The following is a 25,533-nucleotide window of genomic DNA, read 5'->3' on the forward strand; positions in this document are numbered from 1 at the left end:
TTCGGTTTTTTTGATTTTACGCATCATGAAAAAAAGGAAATGTAGAATGCACATTTTTTATTGTTATCGAAATGGCTATTGACGAGATCTGTGATGAGTATCACAAAAAATTTTTCTTTTGATACAAAGCGACAAAATTTATGTGAAGGAGATCGCATATACGAAGTAATTTAATTTTTTTGCTCGCATTCCAAAAGGTCTGTAGATAACATACTTCAAAAGAAGGCCTGATGATAAGAAATGATAAATACAGGCTGTTAATCTCATAATAGGTATATTAGTTAGTGCCTTCATTTTAATTCGTCTGCTTTGTGTATCAATTTAATATGAAAAAACTTCAAGATAATACCTTTCAAAATCTTATTTTTAGATTGCAAAATTACTGGGCAGATCAAGGATGCACCCTTGTTCAACCTTTAGATATAGAAGTCGGCGCAGGGACCTCTCATCCCATGACCTTTCTGAGAGCGATTGGCCCGGAGCCCATCGCGGCGGCGTACGTCCAACCTTCACGGCGCCCGACTGATGGCCGTTATGGAGAAAATCCCAACCGACTTCAGCATTATTACCAGTTTCAGGTGATCATCAAACCTTCCCCTGACAATATGCAGGAACTTTATTTAAATTCTCTCCAAGAGCTGGGATTAGATTCTAGTGTCCACGATATCCGCTTTGTTGAGGATAATTGGGAAAATCCGACATTAGGTGCTTGGGGATTAGGTTGGGAAGTCTGGCTTAATGGTATGGAAGTTACCCAATTCACCTATTTTCAACAGGTAGGCGGGCTCGAATGTAAACCTGTCACGGGGGAGATAACTTATGGTCTAGAGCGTCTTGCGATGTATCTACAAGGTGTCGACACTGTATATGATGTGCTTTGGTCAAAAAGTCTATTTGGTCCAATATACTATTCAGATATCTACCATCAAAATGAAGTAGAACAATCGTTCTATAACTTTGAATATGCAGATGTCGATTTTCTGTTTTTCTGTTTTTCACGGTATGAAAAAGAAGCCCAAACGTTATTGTCCCTAAAAAAACCGTTACCTTTACCAGCCTACGAACGCATTCTAAAAGCGAGCCACATTTTTAATCTACTTGATGCCCGTAAAGCCATTTCCGTGACTGAACGTCAACACTATATTTTACGGATTCGCACGCTCACTCATATGGTCGCCAAAGCTTATTATGCCTCTCGTGAGGCCTTAGGATTTCCTATGATCCGAATGAATAAAAAATAAAAAACGAAAGGAAGTAGACATTGATGACGCATCAAACTTTTTTAGTGGAAATAGGGACAGAAGAGCTGCCACCTAAATCTCTTCGTTCCCTGGTTGAATCGTTTGCCTTTTATTTAACTCAGGAGCTCAATAAAGCTCATTTAGATCATGGTGAAGTGACTTGGTTTGCCACACCCCGTCGTTTGGCAGTGAAAGTCGCTTGCTTGAGTACCATTCAAAAAGATCAAAAAATAGAAAAACGGGGGCCAGCTATAGCTCAGGCTTATGACGTTGACGGGAATCCGACGAAAGCGGCAACAGCTTGGGCACGATCTTGTGGCATCAGCCTGGATCAAGCAAAGTCTTTGGTCACGGATAAAGGCGAATGGCTACTCTATTCTTCGGTGCTACCAGGAAAATCAGCCAGCAGTCTTTTGGCAGAGAAAGTCCAAATAGCACTAAGTCAATTACCTATTTCAAAATTAATGAGCTGGGGTATTCATGAAGCCAAATTTGTCCGCCCTGTGCATACGGTCACTCTATTATTAGGTGATGAATTAATTTCTGGAATTATTTTTGGGGTGAATTCTAATCGTAAGATACTAGGTCACCGATTTATGGGCGAGCCTTCATTTATTATCGAACATGCCGATCAATATCCTCAAATTTTGCTTGAAAAAGGCAAAGTCATGGCCGACTTCTTTCTAAGAAAAACGCAGATTAAAACAGATATTGAAAAAGCAGCTGAAAAGATAGGCGCCATCGCAGATATCAGTGACAATTTACTAGAAGAGGTCACGTCATTGGTTGAATGGCCTGTGGTACATACAGCTCAATTTGAAAAGAAATTTTTAGAGGTTCCTTCAGAAGCACTGGTTCACACCATGAAAAATGATCAGAAATATTTTCCGGTGTACAACAAAAGCGGGCAGTTAATGCCTTATTTTATCTTTGTCGCTAACATTCTCTCTCAGGATCCGCCACAGCTCATCTTTGGAAATGAAAAAGTCATTCGCCCTCGTTTTGCTGATGCGCAATTTTTCTTTGAAACCGATCTTAAGCAATCGTTAGAAGAACGTTTGCCTTCTTTAAAAACGATTTTATTTCAGAAAGAACTGGGAACACTTTATGAAAAGGTTCAGCGTGTTCAAGCATTATCGGGCTGGATTGCCTCTCAAATAGGTGCGAATGTTGAATATTCAATCAAAGCGGGGTTATTATCAAAATCTGATCTGATGACAAACATGGTATGCGAATTCCCTGAAACACAGGGCATTATGGGGATGCATTATGCTCGTTATCATCACGAACCTGATGAAGTTGCACTCGCTATTTATGAACAGTATCAGCCTCGTTTTTCTGGCGACAATTTGCCTTCTACTTTGGTGTCCTGCTCAGTGGCCATTGCGGACAAAATGGATACATTAACAGGGATATTTGGTATCAATCAATTGCCCAAGGGGGATAAAGATCCGTTTGGATTAAGGCGAGCAGCCTTAGGCGTTTTGCGTATTATTGTTGAAAAAAATTTGCCGTTGGATTTACAGACTTTAATCAGCGAGGCTGTACGTTTATATGGCAATAAATTAAAAAATTCGAATCTGATCGATCAAATCATTGAATTCATGTTAGGACGTTTTCGCTCCTGGTATCAAGAAGCAGGCCATGGAATTGACAGCATTCAAGCTGTGCTCGCGCGCCGCCCTACCAAACCCGCTGATTTTAATGCACGCATACAGGCTGTCACCTATTTCCGTACCATGAATGAAGCCAGGGCGCTCTGTGCTTCTAATAAACGCGTCTCTAATATTTTGTCTCAATCGCGTGATATTCCAAAAAATTCTATCGACACAGGGTTGTTGAAAGAACCTGCTGAAATAGAATTGGCTCAAAATATTTTAGAATTAGAAAAAAAATTAGCCCCTTTTTTTGTTGCAGGTCTTTATAAAGACGCTTTATTAGAACTTGTTGCTTTAAGAGAACCTTTAGACATATTTTTTAAACAAGTGATGGTGATGGTGCCAGATCAAGATCTGCGTTTAAACCGGTTAGCGTTGTTGAACAAACTTAGGGCTCTGTTTTTACGAGTCGCGGATATTTCTTTTTTGCAGTGAGAAGTCTGATTTGGCTTTTTAAAATCACTGAAAGCGATGATCTCCTAGTGTAGGTAGGGCAGGCGAAAAAATCGGGCCCTGGCAATATGCTCTTTTTATTTACCTTTTTCTATTCCTTCTATATTCCTTATTGCTTTTATATTCCATTCCATCTCTCCCAACCAAAACGTGGGCGCTAATGCGTTTCTCATTAGGAGGTCCCCTCCTTTTTTTGTACCCAGTCTTTGATCTAGCTAAAACACCGATTTTGAACTACCTACCCTCTTTAAATCTCATGAACTGTGATTAATTTTAAGTTTAATCATCATAAAGCGGCTTATGCATTTTTTTTGTGATTTTTTCAAAAACGGAGGTTCCCTCCATACACATCTCTTAATTTTTATTTCATTATCTTAAAAATTCTTAACGCCTGCAGTTTTCCGTCAGAGGAAATGGCCCTCAAGCACTTGAACAATCTAGTCGAGTAATAGACCCCAAATATCAAAAGACGAAGACGACCGATTCAGAGGTTGGTTTATTACAGACAGTTTGAACCGGAATTCAGCTCATACCTAGAACGTCACGCAATCTGATGAAGTGGTCATCCCTTAATAAATCTTAGGCTCGCCACCCTCCCATTGCTCTACATACGGAATACGGAGCGGAAACAACGAGCAATAAAACGGAGTTAAAAGCCATGCAATATCAAAAAATAGCAAAACAAATCATTAGGCGTTTTGCTCTTGCCTTTTTGATGCAAACTGAACCCGTTTTTTCAATAGAGACTATCGAAAATAAAAAAAATTATATTTTAGATAAGGAAACTTACAATGAAGGGATAGACATCAAAGGCCAAAGTACAGTCGAAAATCAGGGCGCTTTATCCGTCAGCACCAGCAGTAAAAAAACGCCTGCAATCAAAGTGAATGAAGGGTCAACCTTGACTTTGAAAGGGGCTGACAATAAATGGATTAACGTGACCACAAGTGAAAAAAAATCTTCTGGGTTGCTTGCCTCTGGGTCAGGCACAGAGATCACGGCCAATAAAATGGATATCAACACAAAAGGCGAAGGTTCTGGCGGGGTTAAAGCGGAATACGATGCCGGTATCATCATCAATGAGAGTAAAATCACCAGCGAAGGCGAGGGTTTTAGTAAAGGTGTTTGGGCCACAGGAAAGCAGTCAAATCTCATCGGCAATTATCTCAAAATCAAAGTCAAGGGTAAAGAGGCCAGAGGGGTCAGCGCTCAAAGCGGTGCCTCGGTCATGATCAATGGCAGCGTCATCCGCGGCGAAGGGGAGGATGTGAACGGTATCTTGGCTTCTGACAAAAATACCAATGTGGAGGGCAATAATCTAACGGTAGAGGTCAAGGGTCAAGAGGGTCACGGAGTCAGAGCTTACAGAGAGGCAACGGTCAATATCCAGAACAACAGCGTGATTAGAACCCATGGGGCATTTTCTCATGCCGCGATGTTGTTCGATAAAGCCACGTTAAACATCAGCGATTCTCATCTGAAAACCACGGGAGTCGATTCAGCGATTCTTTATATCGATCCTCCCCCCAAAAATAACAAAAAAAGGAAAAATAGGGTTGAAATCACAGGGGGCTCTCTAGAAGCCAGTGGAGACCTTATTTTATCTGACGGCGGGGTCACCGACGTTTTTCTTAACAATGTGTTCACGCATTCTCCCGGAAGTGGATACCTTCTTAAGGTCTTGAATTCGGATGTGGCTTATCCCGGAGAGGTCAATTTGGTGATCAATCAAGAAAAAGCGCCAAAAAAAGCAAAAACACTGCGGGGCAATATTTTTGCAGCCCCTGGAAACAAGGCTAACGTGACGTTAAACAAGAGTGGGTTAATCGGCTGGGCCAACGCGACCCATCTGTCCGTTGACCCTGACAGTACGTGGTCGGTGACCGGGCCTTCTACGTTGAAACACCTTAAAAATGAAGGGAAGGTTGAATTTCAATCGCCTGGCGCAACGGGCACATCGGGTTATACCACCTTGTCTCTGGGGAGTCTCAGTGGAACAGGGATGTTCTGGATGAATACCGACATCGCGGGGCACCAAGGGGATTTTATTGACGTCACAGGAAAAGCCAAAGGCGATTTTGGAGTGAGGGTGAATGACAGCGGTAAAAGCCCCCAACCAGAAGATAGCCTGAAAATCATTCAGACGGGAGGCGGTGATGCGAAATTCACCCTGGCGAATGAAGGAGGGTTGGTTGATGTGGGGACGTACCAGTATTATCTGATCCCCGATGACCGCAATCAGGTGCCGGATGAGAGGGAGCGGGTGCTAGATGACAGACAGCGAAGCTGGTCACTGGTATCTCATCAACCTCAACCCTCCCCAAAATCGCAACCGGAATCAGAACCCAATCCACAAACCCCCGTCAGTTCTACACTATCACCAACAGCAGCAGTCAACACTGAACAACTCCAACCTAATATTCCCCATCCTGCTTCATCATCATTAGAACCCAATTCAAATTCAACATTGTTTGTTAACGCTAATACGTTAACCGCCTCTGAGATCGCGACAGGTACGCCAGTATCCGGCGAAATTTTGACACGAGAGATGACTCCACAACCTGAACCACACAGCCTCGATGAGAAACCAGTTCCAGTGGCAGAAGCTTTGACAGAAGCGATTGAGCATAAAGAAAAACAGACTTTAGAAAAAGAAATTTACAATGAAGGGATAGAAGTCACAGGTCAAAATGCAGTCGAGAATAAAGGCGCTCTATCGGTGAGCACCCGCAATCAAAACAGCCCTGCGGTAACAGTGAGTGACGGAGCCACGCTGATTTTGAAGGGTGCTCAAGATAAACTCGTTACAGTGACAACCAGTGGAAACACCTCTCCTGGTTTGGTTGCCTCGGGTACAGGCACAGAAATGACGGCAGATAAAATTCATGTCACCACAAATGGGGGAGATTCTGAAGGTCTCAAATCTGAAGATGGGGCAACGGTCATTGTTACCGGCAGCAAAATAAGCGGCAAAGGGGATGGTTTTTCCGGTCTTTTGAGCGAAGGAGACGCAAATTTGCGGGGCAATAACCTGACGGTAGAGTCAAATGGTAAAGACGGCAGAGGGATTAAGGCTTCCAGAGGCGCACAGGTCAATCTCCAGGACAGTACCGTCACCGGCACGGGTGAGCATTTCTCTGGTATCTGGGCGCATGGAGAGAAAACTCATTTGGAAGGCAAAAATATTACGATCACGTTAAATGATAAAAACGCCACCGGGGTCAAAGCGTACAGAGGCGCTACGGTCGATATGACGGGCAGCCATATTAACGGTCAAGAAGACAATTTTTCAGGTTTGTCAGCTTATCAAGACAAAACAAATTTGACGGGTTCTAACATCCACATAGAGTCAAAGGGTAAAAATGGCAGAGGAGTGAGCGCTGGCAAAGGGGCACAGATCACGATCAAAGACGGTAGTAGTATTACCGGCGAAGGTGAAAATTTTGTCGGTCTTTTCGCCGAAAAAGAGAAAACGAATCTCAAGTCCAACAAAACAACCATAAAGGTTAAGGATAAAAACGGCAGGGGGGTTCAAGTTTCAAACGGGGCGCAGGTCACTGTCGAGGAGGATACCATTAGTGGCGACGCAGAGAATTTTGTGGGTCTGTTGGCCGAGGGAGATAAAAGCCATCTGAAGGCCAATAAAACGACCATCAAGGTCAAGGATAAAAACGGCAGAGGGGTTCAAGCCTCCGATCAGGCACAGGTCGTTATTGAGGAGAGTAAAATTACCGGCGAAGGAGAAGCGGAAGATTTTGTGGGCCTGTTAGCTGAGGGGAATAATACAAAACTGACGGGCGATAAAGTCGAGATAGAAATAAGCAATCAAAATAGTAGAGGGCTTAAAGCGGTCGATGGGGCAGAAATTGACATTAAGCGCAGTACCATTACCGGTACAGGCAACGATTTTTTGGGTATTTTGGCCGAAGGAGATAAAACCAATCTGACGGGCAATAACGTAGAGATCCAGGTCAATGCTGAAGGCGGAACCGGTGTTTTAGCCCAAAACGAGGCAAAGGTCGTTATTAATGACAGCAAGATCACCGGCAAAGGAGAGAATTTTGTCGGTCTTGTAGCACACCAAGAGAACACAAATCTGGAGGGCAAGAATCTGACGATAAATTTAAATCGGGCAAATGGCAAAGGAGTTTCTGCGTTCAGCGGAGCACAGGTAGACATTCGGAAGAGCACCATTATCGGCGCAGGGAGCGACTTTTTGGGTCTTTCATCGGAGGGAGAAAAGACAAATCTGAAGGGAAATAAACTGACGATAGAGTCAAACGGTAAAAGTGGCACCGGGCTTAAAATTGCCAGTGGTGCAAAGATGATGATCAATGACAGTGACATTACCGGCACAGGGGGGGATTTTTCGGGTGTTTTGGCCTACCACGACATAAATTTCGAGGGCAAAAACCTGAATATCAAGGTAACGGGTGCAGACGGCAAAGGGGTCAACGTTTACAAAGACGCAAAAATCTCTATTGAGGGCAGCAGCATTATTGGCACAGAAGAGAATTTTACCGGTCTTTCGGCTCACCAGGACAATACTCAGCTGGAGGTGAATAAGACAACCATAGAGTCACAGGCTAAAAATGGCAAAGGGGTCACCGCGACCAGCGGTGCACGGGTCAGTATTGAGGACAGCAGTATCACCAGCGAAGGGGAAAAATTTTTGGGTCTTGCGGCTTATCAAGAGAATACCCATTTGATGGGCAATAAAATCAACTTCACGCTGAAAAATAAAAATGCAATCGCGGTTGATGTTCAAAATGGGGCAAACGTGATTGTCGATAACAGCACCATGAGCAGTGAAGGAGAGCATTTCCTCGGTCTTTCGGCTTACGGAGAAAATTCAACCCTGACAGTCAATAATCTAACGATGGAGGCGAAAGGCAAAAACAGCAAGGCTGTTGAAGTGGATAAAGATGCAAGGGTCAATATCAAGAACCGCAGTGTGATTACCACTCAGGGTGACTCTTCTCCGGCCATGCAGCTGGCTCAAAAAGGTAGATTACACATCAGTGATTCTCATATCAAAACCACCGGGGAAAATTCCGCGATTTTTTATGCGGCTCCAGGGAAGAGCCAACAAAAGAGCCTGGCTGAAATGACAGGGGGGTCATTAGAAGCGAGGGGGGACCTGATTTTGTCTCAAGGCGGCACCATGGATGTGCTGCTTAACGATGTGTCAGTCTCTCCTCCAGGCAGCGGCTATCTCCTGAATGTGCTGAATTCGGATTCAGGTTATCCCGGAGAGGTCAATTTGTCGGTGTTCAATCCAATAGAAGAAAAAGATCCCACAAAAACACTGCGGGGAAATATTTTTGCCGCCGAAGGCAGCAAAGCCGATGTGACGTTAAACAACAGCCATTTAATCGGGTGGGCCAAAGCGACCCATATGTCGATAGACCCTACGAGTCAGTGGTCGATCACAGGGCCTTCTACAGTGAAACAGCTCAAAAATGAAGGCAAGATTGAATTTCAAGCACCCAGTGCCACGAGTTCACATCCCATGGGCACACCGGTTTATAAAACCTTGTCTCTGGCGAGTCTCAGTGGAAACGGGATGTTCTGGATGAATACGGACATCGCGGGGCACCGAGGGGATTTTCTTAACGTCACAGGAAAGGCGGAGGGCGATTTTGGGGTAAAAGTCACTGACAGTGGTCAAAGCCCGACAGCAGACGATAGCCTCAAAATCATTCAGACGGGAGGCGGTGATGCGAAATTTACCCTGGCCAATGAAGGTGGGGTGGTCGATGTCGGCACGTACCAATATTATCTGGTCGCAGATGACAGCAATAGCTTGCCGGACGACAGCCAGCGCGTGTTGGATGACAGAAAGCGAGGCTGGTCTCTGGTGTCTCATCAATCCCAAATAAAGACAGCAACGAAGGGAACAGAACTCAATCTACCGACGCCTGTGACTGCGTCTTCTAGCGAAACAGGGGCGGATAAAATTGTGACGGAGGGGATGACTCAGCCACTCCAGCCAGACGCTCCCCCTGCGTCGACGTCAGCGCCTCCACCGTTACCACCCACAGTAGACAAAGTGACTGAAGGGGCCATTGCCTCTGCACAAAAAACCCTGTTTGATGACGGCAAAAGCCATATATTGCGCGATAGTCTTTACCTTAAGGGGATAGAAGTCAAAAACAGCACGACAGTCGAGAATCTCGAGAATAATCAACGCGTGCTGTTAGTATCTAGCAGTCGCGATTCAAAAAGTGCGGTTAAAGTCAGTGAGGGGTCGACGGTCACCCTGAAAGGGGCTGAAAACAAATCGACGACATTGACCACCCGTGGCACCGAGTCTCATGGGGTACATGCCTCAGGTAAAGGCACCCAGGTCACTGCCAATAAAATCGGTATCACCACAAATGATGACCGTTCTCAAGGTATCAAAACGGACGAAGGGGCCACGGTCAATATTCAAAACAGCACGATCACGGGCAACGGAGAGAATGCTTACGGTCTCTTGGCTGAAGGGGAAAACACAAATTTGCTGGGGAATCACCTGAAAATAAACATCCATGGTGAAGAAGGAATCGGGGTTGCCGGCAGAAAAGCGCAAAAGGTCAATATCGAGGACAGCGCGATCACGGGCACAAGGGACGATTTTTTGGGTCTCGTGGCAGAACATACCGATCTGGAAGGCAAGAACCTGGAGATAAAGGTCAAGGGTAAAAATAGCAAAGGAGTGACCACGCTTGATTCGAAAGTCAATATTCAAGGCAGCACGATCAGCAGCGACGGGGCGAATTTTGTCGGTCTTGTGGCCTCGGAAGGCCAGTCAAAGCTGAGCGTTAACAAGACGACGATAACAACAAACGGCCAAGACAGCAAAGGCGTCAAAGTTGAAAAGGGGGCAGAGGTTGATATCCAGGAAAGCACCATCACCGGTCACGGAAAGAATTTTTACGGTCTTCTGGCCTCGGCAGATCAATCAAAGCTGAGGGTCAATAAGACGAAGATAACCACAACCGGTGAGGACAGCAAAGGAATCAAAGCTGAAAAGGGGGCCAAAGTCGATGTCAAAGACAGCACTATCACCGGTCACGGAAAGAATTTTTACGCTCTTCTGGCCTCGGCAGATCAGTCAAAACTCGAGGTCAGCAAGACGACGATAACAGCAAACGGTCAAAACAGCAGAGGTTTTCAAGTTCTCGCTGGGGCAGAAGGGATGATTGAGGACAGCACCATTACGAACACTGGGGATAATTCTTACGGTTTTTGGGCAGATAAAGCCAGGCTGACCGGCAAAAAAGTGACTATAGAGGTCAAAGAAGGTCAAAAAGGCAGAGGCGTTATTGCTCGAGATCATGCCCATGTGACGCTGAGCAATGACAGCAAAATTACCGGCACCGGCACCGGCACCGGCACCGGCAAGGATTTTCTCGGTCTTTGGGCCTATGGAAATCAGACCAATTTTGAAGCAAATAACCTGACCATAGACATCAAGGGCAAAAATGGCGGGGGTGTTAGCGCTGCTGGTGGCGCACAGGTCAGTCTTAAGGACAGCAGGATGACCGGTGATGCGGATGCTTTTGTCGGTTTTGTGGCCTCCGACGACCAGTCAAAGCTGACGGTCAATAACACAACGATAACGGCTAACGGTCAAAACAGCAGAGGTCTTAAAGCGGTTAATGGTGCAGAGGTCACTGTTAAAGACAGCATGATGACCAGCACAGGGGATAATTTTTACGGTCTCTGGGCCTCGGGAGATAAGACTCATCTGGAAGGCAATAATCTCACTTTAGATCTCAAAGAAGGTCAAAGAGGCAGGGGGGTTACGGCTCGAAATAATGCTCATGTGATTCTCAATGACAGCAAAATTATTGGCACAGGGCCGGATTTTTTCGGTCTTTCGGCTTACGGAGAGCATGCAATTTTGACAGTCAATAACCTGACCATGAACGCGAAGGGTAAAAACAGCAAAACAGTGGAAGTTGACAAAGATGCACAGGTTAATATTCAGAATCGCAGCGTGATTACCACGGAGGGCGCCTTCTCTCCCGCGATACAGCTGACCCAAAAAGGCCGGTTAAACGTCAGTGATTCTGCTATCAAAACTCTTGGAAAAAATTCCGCGACTTTTTATGTTGCCCCAGGGAATAGCGAACAAAAGAGTGTGGCTGAAATGACAGGAGGGTCGCTAGAAGCGAGTGGGGACCTCATTTTATCTCAAGGGGGAACCATGGATGTGGTTCTCAACCAGGTGTCTGTCTCTTCTCCTGGGAGTGGCTATCTTCTGAATGTGCTCAATTCTAACTCGGGTCAGACTGGAGAGGTCAATTTAGTGCTCAATGACATCAAAGAGCCAGGGGTAGGGCTAGAGAAAAAACAAACCCTTCGGGGGAATATTTCTGCTGCTGAAGGCAGTAAGGCTAACGTGACGTTAAACAGGAGTGAGTTGATCGGTTGGGCTAATAATGCGACCCATGTGTCGATTGACCCTGCCAGTACGTGGTTGGTCACGGGGCCATCTATGTTGAAAGACCTCCATCATGAAGGGAAGATTCAATTTCAATCGCCCAGCGCGACGAGCTTAAATTCGATAGGCATACCGGGTTATAAAAGTTTGTCTCTGGAGAATCTGAGTGGAACCGGGATGTTCTGGATGAATACCGACATCGCCGGGCACCAGGGGGATTTTCTGAACGTGACAGGAAAGGCGCAGGGCTATTTTGGGGTCATGGTAGCGGACAGCGGCAACAGCCCGACAGCAGAAGACAGCCTGAAAATCATTCAGACGGGAGGCGGTTATGCAAGATTCACCCTGGCCAATGAGGGTGGCGTGGTGGACGTCGGGACGTACCAGTATTATCTGGTACCCGATGACAGCCAGCAGGTGCCGGATGACAGAAATCGGGTATTAGATGACAGACAGCGCGGCTGGTCGCTGGTGTCTCATCAACCTCAACCCGCTGAAAAACCGCAACCAGGATTGGAATCCCACCGACAATCCTCTGTTAATGAGTCTGTAACCGAGACAGTCTTGGCCTCAAGGCCCCTATCTGGTGGAACTATATTGCCGCAGGAAAATCAGCAGCGACCTCAATCCGGCATCATCGCTTTGAAGGTGTCAGAATCCCAACCAGCTATCGCGATGACTCCATCAACGGTGTCAGTGATCGAAAAACCCGATACCTCCTCGGCCGTCACCAATCCGCAAACAAATCTCGTCGCTCAGTCGGCATCAAACCCTGATGAACCATTCGGTGTTGATTCTCCGTCACCACCGCCCACAGTCAACTCGGTGACACAAAGTGGTGCTGTTTTTTCAACAATAAAAAGGATTTTTGATGACGCTGAAAGTCATACTTTGACCGAAAACGGGGTTTACAATAAAGGTATAGAAGTTAAAAACAGAACGACCGTTCATCATCAAGGCGCTTTATCCGTCACCAGTAGTAGTGAAAACACTCCTGCGGTCAAAGTGATTGAGGGGTCTACTGTCACTCTGAAAGGAGCCCCGGATAAATTGATCACAGTGGCAACAGGTGGAGCACACTCTCCTGGATTATATGCCTCTGATACAGGTACCGAGATCACGGCAAATGCCATTGATCTCACCACAAAGGGTAAAAACTCTGAAGGGGTCAAATCTGAAGCCGGTGCGAAGGTCAGTATCGGTCTCAGCACTATTGTCACCACAGGCGAAAATGCTTACGGCCTTTCGGCTGTGGGAGATAAGACTATTCTCAATGGCAAAAATCTGAATATAAACGTCAAGGGTCAAGAAGGCAGAGGTGTCTCAGCTAAACATGGGGCAAACGTCACTGTAGACGACAGCAGCATTACCGGCGAAGGGAATGCGTTTAGAGGTCTTTTTGCCTCTGATAAAAAATCAAATCTGACCGGCAATAACCTGACTATAGTCTTAAAGGGTGAAGATGCCATCGGTGTCAAAGCTCAAAAAGGAGCAAGCGTCACTATAGATGACAGCAGCATTACGAACGAAGGAGAATCCTTGAGAAGTTTCTTTGTCTCTCAAGAGAAATCAAATCTGACGGGCAATAACATCAATATCAATGCTCAAGACACCATAGGTGTGCTCGCTTTAAGCGGTGCCTCGGCCACTATCAACAACAGCACCATTAGCGGTGACGGGCAGTATTCTGTCGGTCTTTTGGCTTCCGGAGAGAAGTCACAGCTGTCAGGCAATAACATGAATATCGAGGTCAATGCTCAAGACAGCGCAGGTGTCATCGCTTACAGAGGGGCAACGGTCAAGATAAACAACGGCAGCAAAATAACAACCCACGGAGGATCGTCTCACGCGGCGCTGCTATCTGAAAAAAGCACATTAAAAATCACTGATTCTGATATCAAAACCACCGGGACAGATTCAGCGATTCTTTATGGGTTTACCCCAGAAAACGAAGGAAATAAGAGTTTTACTGAAATCACAGGCGGGTCGCTAGACGCCAGAGGGGACCTCATCGCCTCTAAAGGCGGAAAAATGGATGTGGTTCTCAACAATGTGTCCATCTCTTCTCCCGGCACTGGATACCTCCTTAAGGTCCGTCATTCTGGAGAGGTCAATTTGTCGGCGCTCAATCAAATAAAGGACCCAGAAAAAACACTACGAGGCAATATTTTTGCCGCCGAGGGCAGCAAAGCCAATGTGACGTTAAACAAGAGTGAGTTAATAGGCTGGGCGACCGCGACCAACCTGTCGATTGACCCTGCCAGTAAGTGGTTGATCACGGGACCTTCCATATTGAAACACCTGAATCATGAAGGGAAGATTCAATTTCAAGCGCCCATCGCCACGAGCTCAAGTTCAATGCAAACACCGGTTTATACCACCTTGTTTTTGGAGAGTCTGGGTAGTGAAAGTGGAAAAGGCATGTTCTGGATGAATACGGACATAGCGGGGCATAAAGGTGATTTTCTGTACGTCACAGGAAAGGCGAAGGGGAATTTTGGGGTCATGGTGTCTGACAGTGGCAACAGCCCGACCGCAGAAGACAGCCTTAAACTCATTCAGACGGGAGGCGGTGATGCAAAATTCACTCTGGCTAATCGGGGTGGCGTGGTGGATGTCGGGACTTATCAATATTACCTGGTGCCCGATGACCGCAGTCAGGTGCCGGATGACACTAATCGCGTGTTGGATGACAGAGAGCGAGGCTGGTCACTGGTGTCTCATCAACCTCAACTCTCCGTAAAACCACAGCCGGAGTCAGAACTTAATTCAAAAACCCGGGTTACTCCCTCAATATCTTCTAAAGTTGGAACCGAAATACCAGAATCTAGCGAAATGGTGACGTCTGGGTCAGGATCCGATCGACAAGCCCCGGTTAATGCGCCTGTGACCGAAACAGTGGTCACCTCAAGACGCATGCCTGGCGCAACTGTGGTGCCGAAGACTGAGCAGCAACCTAACAGCATCGTGGTTTCGAAGGGGTCAGAGTTCACGCCAGGAACCCCTGTGACTCCTATAGTAAGTGGAGAAGCAGATAGCTCAGTAGAGGCTCATCCATTGCAAAAAAACCTCGTCGCTCAGTCAGCATTAAAGCCTAATGCATCCTTCGATGTTCATTCTCCGTCGCCATTGCCAACAGTCAACACGGTGACTGAAAGTGAGCCGATTTTTTCAACAACGACGCTTTCAACAATAACGATTCAAGGTCAAAAAAATCATACTTTTAAAAAGAAAAGTTACCATCAGGGGATAGAAATCAAGGGCCAAAGTACTGTCGGAAATACAGGTGATCTCTCAATCAGCACCAGCCATAAAAACCATCCTGCGGTCAAAGTGAGTGAGGGATCCATTGTCACTCTGAAAGGGAATGACGATAAATTGCTGACACTGACAACAATTGGGGCAGACTCCCCAGGGTTGCTGGCCACTGATACAGATACAGAGATCATCGCCAATAAAATTGACATCACAACACAGGGTGAAAATTCTGAAGGAGTCAAAATTGTTAACGATGCCAGGGTCATTATAAATGACAGTAACATTACCGAGAACGGGGAAAATGCTTACGGTGTTTGGGCCGAAGGAGAGAAGACACATTTGATGGCGAATAACGTAGAGATAGAGCTCAATGCTCAAAACGCCACAGGTATCAAAGCTGTTAACGGGGGGATGGTACATATCGTAGAGAGCAGCGTTACCGCCAACGACGATAATTCTGATGGTCTTATCACCGAGGGAGACAAGACCAATCTGAGGGCCAATGATCTGGAAATAGAGATAAATGGCCACAATAGCACCGGTGTCAAAGCGCTCCAAGGTGGAGCGGGCATTATCGAAAACAGCAGCATTATCGGTCACGGCAACGCTTTTGTTGGGCTTTCGGCCGCCCACGAGAAGACCCATTTGATCGGCAAAAATCTCAACATAGAAGTACAAAATGCTCCAAAAGGCACAGGGGTTGCCGCAGCCAACGGTGCATCCATAGATATTGAGAACGGCACCATTATCGGGACAGGAAAGGATTTTATCGGTCTTTTGGCCGCTGACCAGAAGACAAATCTGGAAGTGAATCAAATGTCGATACAGGCAAATGCTGAAGACAGCCAAGGGGTCATCGCTGAAAACGGGGCCAAAGTGACTGTTGAGAACAGCAGCATTATCGGCAATTGGGAAAATTTTGACGGTCTTCGCTCTAGGGGAGAGAATGCGAATCTGACGGCCAATAACACCAAGATAGAGTTACATCGCGAAAATTCCAGAGGCGTCAACATTGAAAACGGGGCTAAGGTCGATATCAAGAACGGCAGCCAGATCATAACCCGGGGTGCCTCCTCTCCGGCGATACAGCTGATCCAAAAAGGCCGCTTAAGCGTCAGTGATTCTGCTATCAAAACCCTTGGAAAAAATTCCGCGACTTTTTATGTTGCCCAAGGCAATAGCGAACAAAAGAGCGTGGCTGAAATGACAGGAGGGTCTCTAGAAGCGAGTGGGGACCTCATTTTATCTCAAGGGGGAACCATGGATGTGGTTCTCAACAAGGTGTCTGTCTCTTCTCCGGGCAGTGGGTACCTCCTGAATGTGCTGAATTCGGATTCGGGTCATTCTGGAGAGGTCAATTTGGTGCTCAATGACATCAAAGAGCCAAGGGGAGGGCTAGAGAAAAAACAAACCCTTCGGGGGAATATTTCTGCTGCTGAAGGCAGTAAGGCTAACGTGACGTTAAACAGGAGTGAGTTGATCGGTTGGGCTAATAATGCGACCCATGTGTCGATTGACCCTGCCAGTACGTGGTTGGTCACGGGGCCATCTATGTTGAAAGACCTCCATCATGAAGGGAAGATTCAATTTCAATCGCCCAGCGCGACGAGCTTAAATTCGATAGGCATACCGGGTTATAAAAGTTTGTCTCTGGAGAATCTGAGTGGAACCGGGATGTTCTGGATGAATACCGACATCGCCGGGCACCAGGGGGATTTTCTGAACGTGACAGGAAAGGCGCAGGGCTATTTTGGGGTCATGGTAGCGGACAGCGGCAACAGCCCGACAGCAGAAGACAGCCTGAAAATCATTCAGACGGGAGGCGGTGATGCAAGATTCACCCTGGCCAATGAGGGTGGCGTGGTGGACGTCGGGACGTACCAGTATTATCTGGTACCCGATGACCGCATTGGCGTGCCGGATGACAGAAATCGCGTGTTGGATGACAGAGAGCGCGGCTGGTCGCTGGTGTCTCATCAACCTCAACCCTCCACAAAACCAAAACCGGAGTCAGAACTCAATCCAAAAACTCCTGTCACTCCGTCAACACCCCCTGAAGTTGCGGTAGTCACAGAGGCATCTGGCGAGACAGTACCACACGGGATGATTGAGCCACCTTCTTTATCAGGTTCATATGCTCAGGTTCCGACGGTGCCAGAACCTCATCAGGGCCCGGCGGTGACTTTGTCTTCTATCGAAACAGGGGCTACCGGAACACCAGTAGCAGTGGCACCGATGACGCCGGAGGTGAGCCAACCTTTACTGCCGATGCCAGAATCTGTGTTCATATCGCCAACAGCATACAATATTGATCAAAGTGGTCCGGTTTCTTCAAAAGAAAAAACAACAGAAAAAACAGAAGACAAAAATCTGTTTGATGACGGTGAAAGCCATACTTTGGCCGAAAACGGGGTTTATGAAAAAGGAATAGAAATCAAAAACCGCACCACAGTGCAGAGTCTGGAGAATCAGGGCACTCTGTCAATATCCAGCCATCAAAATGCAAAAAGTGCGGTTAAAGCGAGTGAGGCGGCTATTGTTACGCTAAAGGGGAATGAGGATAAATTGATCACAGTGAGAACAACTGGAAGTCATTCTCCTGGGTTGCTTGCCTCAGGCACTGGCACAACGATCACGGCAGATAAAATGGTCATCATCACAGAGGGTCAGCGTTCTGAAGGGATCAAAGTGCATGGCGGTGCCACGGCCATTATTAATAACGGCATCATTACCGGAGAAGGGGAGAGTTTTAATAAAGGTCTTTTGGCTTCGGGAGAAAAGTCAAATCTCAAGGGAAATAATCTCGCGATCACACTCACTGGCAATCACGGTGAAGGTGTCGTCGTTGAAAGAGGGGCAGAGGTCATTATAGAGGACAGCTCCATTAACGTCGAAAAGGAAAACTCTATTTTGAATAACGGTATGACGGCCTTTGGAGAGAATACCACCCTTAAGGGCAATAAATTGACCATGAACGTCAATGGGATCAACGGCATCGGTGTCAGCGTGATCGGCGGTGCCAAGGCCATTATTGAAGAGAGCCGCCTTAACAGCAAAGGGCTCAATTTTCAAGGTCTGTATGCCAGTGGACATGGCAGCTATCTGATGGCCAATAAAATGGAGATGGAGGTCGATGTCGGTAACGATACCAATAATAAAATAGGCGCTGGGGCTTTGGCAAAAAGCGCTGGGAAAATAGACATCAAGCACAGCACCCTCACCGGAAAAGGGGAGAATTTTTCTGTTCTTCGTGCAGAAGAAGACAATGCGCATGTCGAGGGCAATACACTGACGATAAATGTCGCGGGCACAAAAGGCACAGGTGTGGCCGCTAAAAACACAGGTGTGGTGATTATCAATGACAGCACCATTAACGGCACAGAAGAGGATTTTGTCGGTCTTTTGGCTCAAAATCAGTCACAGTTAAAGGGTAAAAATATCACGATAAACGCCAAGGGTAAAAACGGCCGGGGTGTGACAGCGCTCACGAATACAGACGTCGTGATCGAGGAGAGCAAAATTATTGCTGAAAAAGAGAATTTTTACGGTCTGGAAGCCCGCGGGGAAAATGCCAAGCTGACGGCGAATAAACTCGATATCAAGATCCAGGGTGAAAGCGGCATAGGGGCCAAAACGGCCAACGGTGCAAAGATCATCATGAATGACAGTGACATTACCGGCACAGCGGATGATTTTTCCGGTGTTTTAGCCCACGAAGACCACACAAGTTTGGAGGGCAATCACCTGAATATCAATGTCAATGGCCAAAACAGCAGGGGCGTTAAAGTTTACAACGGTGGAGAGGTAAAGATCCACGGCGGTCGCATTAACAGTCAAGGGGATCGCTTTTTGGGTCTTGCAGCCTACCAAGAGAAGACCAATCTGGAGGGTAATAACCTGACGATAGAATCGAAGGGTAAAAATGGCACAGGGGTCAAAGCAGACAGTGGTGCGCAGGTCAGTCTCCGGGAGAGTAACATTAACGGCACAGGAGACGCTTTCCTTGGTCTTGTGGCTTCAGGGAAAAACACAAATTTGACGACAAATAATAGACTGAAGATGGAGATAAAAGGGCAGGACGGCATAGGCGTCAAAGCAAACAGCGGTGCAGAAGTCAATGTTAACGACACGACCATTAACGGTATAGGGGATGATTTCCTTGGTATTGAGGCCTACCAAGATGAGACAAATCTAAAAAGCAATAACATGACGATCAACGTGAATGGTCAAAACGGTGCAGCGATCAAGATTTACAAAGAGGCGATGGCCAATCTCCGGGGCACGACCATTATCGGTACAGGAGATTATTTTTCCGGTCTTGAGGCCTATCAAGAGAAGACAAATCTGGAGGGGAATAACCTGAAGATACAGTCAAACGGTAAAAATAGCAGAGGAATCAAAGCACACAATGGTGCAAAGGCAGATATTCACGACAGCACCGTCACAGGGACAGGGGAAGGCTTTCTCGGTCTTTTGGCTTTCGGAGAAAAGACACATTTAACAGGCCATCACTTGATGATAGATATAAATGATGCGAAAAATGGTAGAGCGGTCACCGCGGTCAATGCCCAGGTCGGTCTTAATGACAGCAGTATCACCGGTACAGGCGAAAACTTTATCGGTATTGGGGCCTATCAAGAGAAAGCCAATTTCACGGGCAATAAACTGACAGTCAAGGCAAATGGTCAAAATAGCAAAGGTATTACCGTTCAGGACGGTGCACACTTGAGCATGAATGACAGCACCTTGACAACCCACGAAAAAAATTCAGCGATTCTCTATACGCTTTATAAAGAAGATCCAGACGAAGATGCAGACAATACGAAACGGAAAAGTGTGGCTGAAATAACAAGAGGATCGCTAGAAGCCAGTGGAAATCTCATTGTGTCTGAAGGCGGGATAATGGACGTTGTGCTGAACAATGTCTCCGTTTTTTCTCGTGAAACTGCAGATGTTCTTAATGTTATAAATCAAGGGGATGTTAATTTGGTCGCCAATCAGACAAATCTGATGGGTAATGTTTTTGCAGCCCCTGGCAGTAAAGCCAATGTGACGTTAAACAAAAGTACGTTAGTGGGCTGGGCAAACGCAACAAATCTGTCCGTTGATTCTGGCAGTAAGTGGTTGTCAACGGGGCCTTCAGTGTTGAAGGATCTCAAAAATGAAGGGAAGGTTCAATTTCAATCACCAAGCGTCAATGCAACGGGGACACCGGGTTATCAAACCTTGTCTCTGGAGAGTCTGAGTGGAACAGGGATGTTTTGGATGAATACGGATATTGCGGGCCACCAAGGGGACTTTCTGAACGTCACAGGAAAGGCGCAGGGGGCTTTTGGGGTCATGGTAGCGGACAGCGGCAAAAGCCCGACCGCAGAAGACAGCCTGCAAATCATTCAGACAGGAGGCGGTGATGCCAGATTTACCCTGGCTAATCAGGGTGGGGTGGTGGACGTCGGGACGTACCAGTATCATCTGGTGCCCGATGACAACAACCAGGTGCCGGATGACCGCCATCGCGTGTTGGATGACAGAGCGCGAGGCTGGTCATTGGTGTCTCATCGATCCCAAATAAAGCCACCGACTCACAAGGGAGAGGAACTCACCCCAACCCCTTCTGTGGTGACCGCGTCTGCCAGCGAAACAGGGGCGGGCGAAACTCAGCCAGATGCACACCCTGAATCGTCGTCAGTATCACCCACAGGAGAGAAAGTGGCTGAAGGTGCCATCGCCTTGCAAAAGAACCTGTTTGATGACGGCAAAAGCCATATGTTGAGCGAAAACAGTCTTTATTCTGATGGAATAGAAGTCAAAAACAAGACGACGGTCGAAAATACAGGCGCTGTAACGATATCGAGCAGTCGGGATTCAAACAGTGCGGTGAAAGTGAGTGAGGCGTCGACGGTTACTTTGAAAGGGGCTGAGGACAAACGGGTGACATTGACCCCCAGTGGCAGCGGTTCTCATGCGTTGCATGCCTCTGGGACAGGCACACAGGTGACGGCGAATAAAATTGACATCACAACGCATCGTGACGGTACTCAAGGCGTCAAGGTGGACGAAGGGGCCAGGGTCAATATCGACCACAGCACCATGACGGGCAACGGAGAGGATGCTTACGGCCTTTGGGCCGGGGGGGAGAAGACAAATGTGGTGGGAAATCACCTGAAAATAAAAATCAATGCTCAAAACGGAACCGGGGTTGCCAGCATCGCGGCACAAAAGGTCAACATCGAGGACAGTGAGATAACCGGGACAGGGGATGGGATTTTTGGTCTGGTAGCCCAATATACCGATCTGGAAGGGAAAAACGTGGAGATAGGCGTCAAGGGTAAAAAAGGCAAAGGGCTCAGGGCTATACAAGCGTCCAAGGTCAATATCAACGACAGCAGGATGGTTGGCGAGGGCGAGAATTTTCAAGGTATTTTCGCGCACGGAGAGCGTACTAATGTGACAGTCAATAAACTGAAGATAGAGGCCAAGGGTAAAAATGGCGAAGGGGTTATGGCTTTGAGCGGGGCACATGTCAATATTCAAGACAGCACTCTCAGCAGCGATGAGGAGGCATTTGTCGGTCTTTCAGCCTCAGATGACAAATCAAAGCTGATGCTGAATAACACGACGATAAAAGCCAACGGCCAAGACAGCAAAGGGGTTAAAGCTGAAAACGGTGCCACAGCGGATATCGAAGAGAGCACCATCAACAGTACGGGGGAAAATTTTGATGGCCTTTTGGCCGATAACGCCAAGCTGACCGGCAATAAGGTGACCATAGACGTCAAAGAAGGTCACAAAGGCAGAGGGGTTGTCGCCCGAAATCATGCCGATGTGACGATTCTCAATGACAGCAAAATTAGCGGCACCGGTAACGACTTTCTCGGTCTTTGGGCCTATGGAAATCAAACCAATCTGGAAGCGAATCACCTGACGCTAGAGGTAGCGGGTCACAACGGAAAAGGGGTCTTAGCTCAAAGCGAGGCAAATGTCATCATAAACGACAGCACCATGACCAGCACTGGGGAGGCTTTTGTCGGTCTTTCGGCCTTGGAAAAGAACACCCATCTGACCAGCGAGAAATTGAAAATCAACCTTCATGCTCAAAAAGGCAAAGGTATCGAAGTTAAAGAAGGGGCCAATCTAACGGCCAATCACCTGAATATAGAGGCAAAGGCTAAAGACAGTACCGGTGTCATCGCTTTGAGCGAAGCCACGGTCAGTCTCAATAACAGTACGATTAATGCTCAAGAGAGCCATTCGCTTGGTCTGTTGGCTTCGGGAGATCAGACTCATCTCACAGGCAATCAGCTGAATATACAAGTCGATGCTCAAGACAGCGAAGCGGTCAAAGTTGAAAAAGGGGCCAAGGTCGATATTCAGCAGGGTAGCACTATCACAGGTAACGGAAAGAATTTTTATGGTCTTTTGGCCACCGAAGACCAGTCAAAGCTGATTGTCAATCAAACGACGATAATAGCAAACGGTCAATATGGTAGAGGTCTTCAAGTTGTCAACGGGGCAGAAGGGATAATTGAGGACAGCACCATTACCAGTACAGGCGAGAATTTTCATAGTCTTTGGGCCGATAAATCGAATCTGAAGGGCAAGAAGCTGACGATAGAGTCAAAGGGTGAAAAAGGCCGCGGGGTGTTGGCTACTGATAATGCCCATGCGATTTTAAATGACAGCAAAATGACCGGCACGGGTAAGGATTTTCTCGGTCTTTGGGCCCGTGGAAATGAGACAAAGCTGGAGGCGAATCGCTTGTCAATAGAGGTGCAGGGTCAAAACGGGAAAGGGGTCTCCGCTCAAAGCGGGGCAAGCGTCATGATAGACGGCAGCACCCTGATCAGTGACGGGGATTCTTTTGTCGGTCTGGTGGCCTCCGGAAAAGACACAAATTTGACGAGCAATCATTTAAAAATAACGCTCAATCGCCAACAAGGCAAAGGTATCGAAGTTAACCAAGGTGCAAATCTGACGGGCAATCAGATCAATATCGAGCTTAATGAACAAGAGAGCTCAGGGATCATGGCTTTAAGCGATTCAATGGTCAATCTCAATAACAGCAAAATTATTGCAAAAGACAGCCTTTCTCTCGGTCTTTTGGCCTCTGGAGACAAGACAAATATCACGGGCAATCACATCAATATGGAGCTCAATGGTCAAAATAGCTTAGGTGTCGTAGTTGAAAAAGGAGCAACAATCAATATGAAAGACAGCACGATGACAACTCTTGGAGTATTGTCTCACGCGGCGAGGCTGTCAAAAAAAGGCACGTTAAACGTCACTGATTCGCGTATCACCACCCTCGGGGAAAATTCAGCGATTCTTTATGTAGACTCAGACGATCCCAAACAAAAGAGTAAGGCTGAAATCACAAGGGGGTTCCTGGAAGCCAGTGGAGACCTGATGTTGTCTAAAGGCGCTGCACTGGACGTTGTTCTCAACAACGTGGCCATATCTTCTCCCGGCAGTGGATACGCCCTAAATGTCCTGAATTCCGATTCTGGTCATCCTGGTCATGTCAATTTAGTGGTCAATGAAACAACACTGCCTGGTCGTATTTTTACCGCCAAAGGCAGCAAAGCTCAGGTAAGGTTAAAGAGAAGCGAGTTAATTGGGGAGGTCGATGCCACCAACCTGTCGGTTGACGCTGACAGTCTCTGGACATTAACTGGAAATTCCGTTTTAAAAGAACTGATTCATGGAGGGAAGATAGCCTTTAAACCTCACAACGACATGAGCTCCAATCAAATCAAAGCAATTGATTATTCAACACTTTATTTAGATACTTTGAGTGGGGAAGGTGGCACGTTCTGGATGAATACCGACATAGCACGACACAGAGGCGATTTTCTGCACGTCAGAGGAGAAGCGAATGGCCATTTTGGCGTCATGGTGACCGATAGTGGTCAAAGCCCCGAACCAGAAGATAGCCTGAAAATCATCCAAACGGGCGGCGGTGAGGCTGAGTTCACCCTCGCTAATCAAGGCCAGGTGGTAGACTTAGGAACGTACCAGTATCATCTGGTGCCCGATGACCACAAACGAGGCTGGTCATTGGTGTCTCATCAAACTCAACCTTCCGAAAAACCGCAGCCGGAGTCAAAGTCGCCGCCAAAAGCCTCTGTAATTCCCTCAGCGACGGAAACCGTAGCGGCCTCAAGGCCGATATCGGGTGACACTCTGTTGCCGCAGGAGACTGAGTATCCCGTTCAACCGGGTATCGGGTCTCCTAAAGCAACAGAGCTCAAACCAGCAGTGCCTGTGATGTCGTCTGTTCCTGAAGAAAAAGAGACTGTCTTAACCCCGGTCTCTGGCGAGACGGTAGCGCCCGCGGTCACTGATGAAACCCAGACAAGGCAGTTGGCTCCGAAAGCGCCTGAGCTCAAACCAGAAGCGCCTGTGATGTCGTCTGTTGAAAAAGAAGGGGAGAAAAAAGTCGCCCCTAATCGGTTACTTTCTCCGCCAACAAATGTATCTCGCACAAATTGGGCGCCTGATATTCCCTCAATCACCCCTTCAACAGCGGCGGTTTTATCGATGTCTACAGTGGGCCCGTTGATTTATCACAGTGAGATGGCGCAGATTCAGGAAAGAATGTCAGAAACACGTCAGGCAAAAACCGAGGATACTGTATGGGTCAAAGTCATGAATGAACGCCATAACATCAGTCAAAAAGCCGGAGATGGTTACTGGTTAAGATTAAATGGGCTATCAGTAGGCGCAGACTGTACAATCCGACTTGGGAGGGGTTACACCACACGGGGGGTCTTCTTCACTCATAGTGACGACAAGCTCAATTTCAGGGGTAAAGCGATTGGCGGTGGAAACGTGAGTTCCTGGTCGGCGGGCACGTATGCGGCTTATTATCATGACTCAGGTTTCTGGCTCGATGGCATTCTGAAAGCAAACCGGTTCTCGCAGGAAATTCGTGGAAAAATGACCGGTGGAGGGGATGCATTCGGGGATTTCAGCACCTTGGCGTTGGGAGCAAGTATTCGAGGAGGGAAAGATATGGTCGCAGGAGAGATGATATTCACCCCATACCTCAGTTTGAGTGGATTAAGAACAACCCGTTCGAGCCTCTCACTTTCAAACGGAATGAAGGGAGATATTTTCGCCCAGCGTTCAGTGCTTGGCAAAGTCGGTTTAAGGGCCCTCTATCAAACGAGAATCAAAGATGTTTCAGTGACCCCTTGGGTAGATGTGGGCGCTGAGCGGGAGTTCATTAAAAACAACCGGGTTCGGATTAATCAGCGTGATTCTTTTGACAACGACTTAAGTGGCATCACAGGGGTGTATTCTTTGGGTTTATCCGCAAATATAAGCCAGACATGGAATATCAGTGCGACAGCGGGATATAAAAAAGGGAAGCATGTTGAATCCCCCTGGAATGCCTCACTAGGGATGAATTTAAAATTTTAATCCTCACAATGAAAATGTCGACAACGAACCTCAATGAATCATGATTAAGTCGTTTAGACATAGA

General features: G+C 47.0%; 3 protein-coding genes. All 3 read left to right on the plus strand.

Translation table 11 applies throughout. From position 1 onward, the window contains the following. Window positions 1-326 precede the first annotated feature (326 nt). Complete coding sequence (gene glyQ, locus AACL23_RS01055; RefSeq protein ID WP_100096625.1) at window positions 327-1,241, plus strand: glycine--tRNA ligase subunit alpha; 915 nt, start codon at window positions 327-329, stop codon at window positions 1,239-1,241. A gap of 23 nt (window positions 1,242-1,264) precedes the next feature. Continuing rightward, complete coding sequence (gene glyS, locus AACL23_RS01060; protein WP_339049569.1) at window positions 1,265-3,334, plus strand: glycine--tRNA ligase subunit beta; 2,070 nt, start codon at window positions 1,265-1,267, stop codon at window positions 3,332-3,334. 676 nt (window positions 3,335-4,010) lie between these two features. Further along, the gene (locus tag AACL23_RS01065) at window positions 4,011-25,469 is read left to right on the plus strand and encodes a pertactin-like passenger domain-containing protein (RefSeq protein WP_339049571.1); all 21,459 of its coding nucleotides are present in this window, start codon (window positions 4,011-4,013) and stop codon (window positions 25,467-25,469) included. The last annotated feature ends 64 nt before the right edge of the window (window positions 25,470-25,533 follow it).

The sequence above is a fragment of the Candidatus Williamhamiltonella endosymbiont of Tuberolachnus salignus genome, assembly GCF_964019775.1.
Taxonomy (GTDB): Bacteria; Pseudomonadota; Gammaproteobacteria; order Enterobacterales; family Enterobacteriaceae; genus Hamiltonella; species Hamiltonella defendens.

Coding starts and splice junctions, on each gene's coding strand:
- glyS (WP_339049569.1), top strand. CDS start 1,265: ATGACGCATCAAACTTTTTTAGTGGAAATAGGGACAGAAGAGCTGCCA.
- AACL23_RS01065 (WP_339049571.1), top strand. CDS start 4,011: ATGCAATATCAAAAAATAGCAAAACAAATCATTAGGCGTTTTGCTCTT.
- glyQ (WP_100096625.1), top strand. CDS start 327: ATGAAAAAACTTCAAGATAATACCTTTCAAAATCTTATTTTTAGATTG.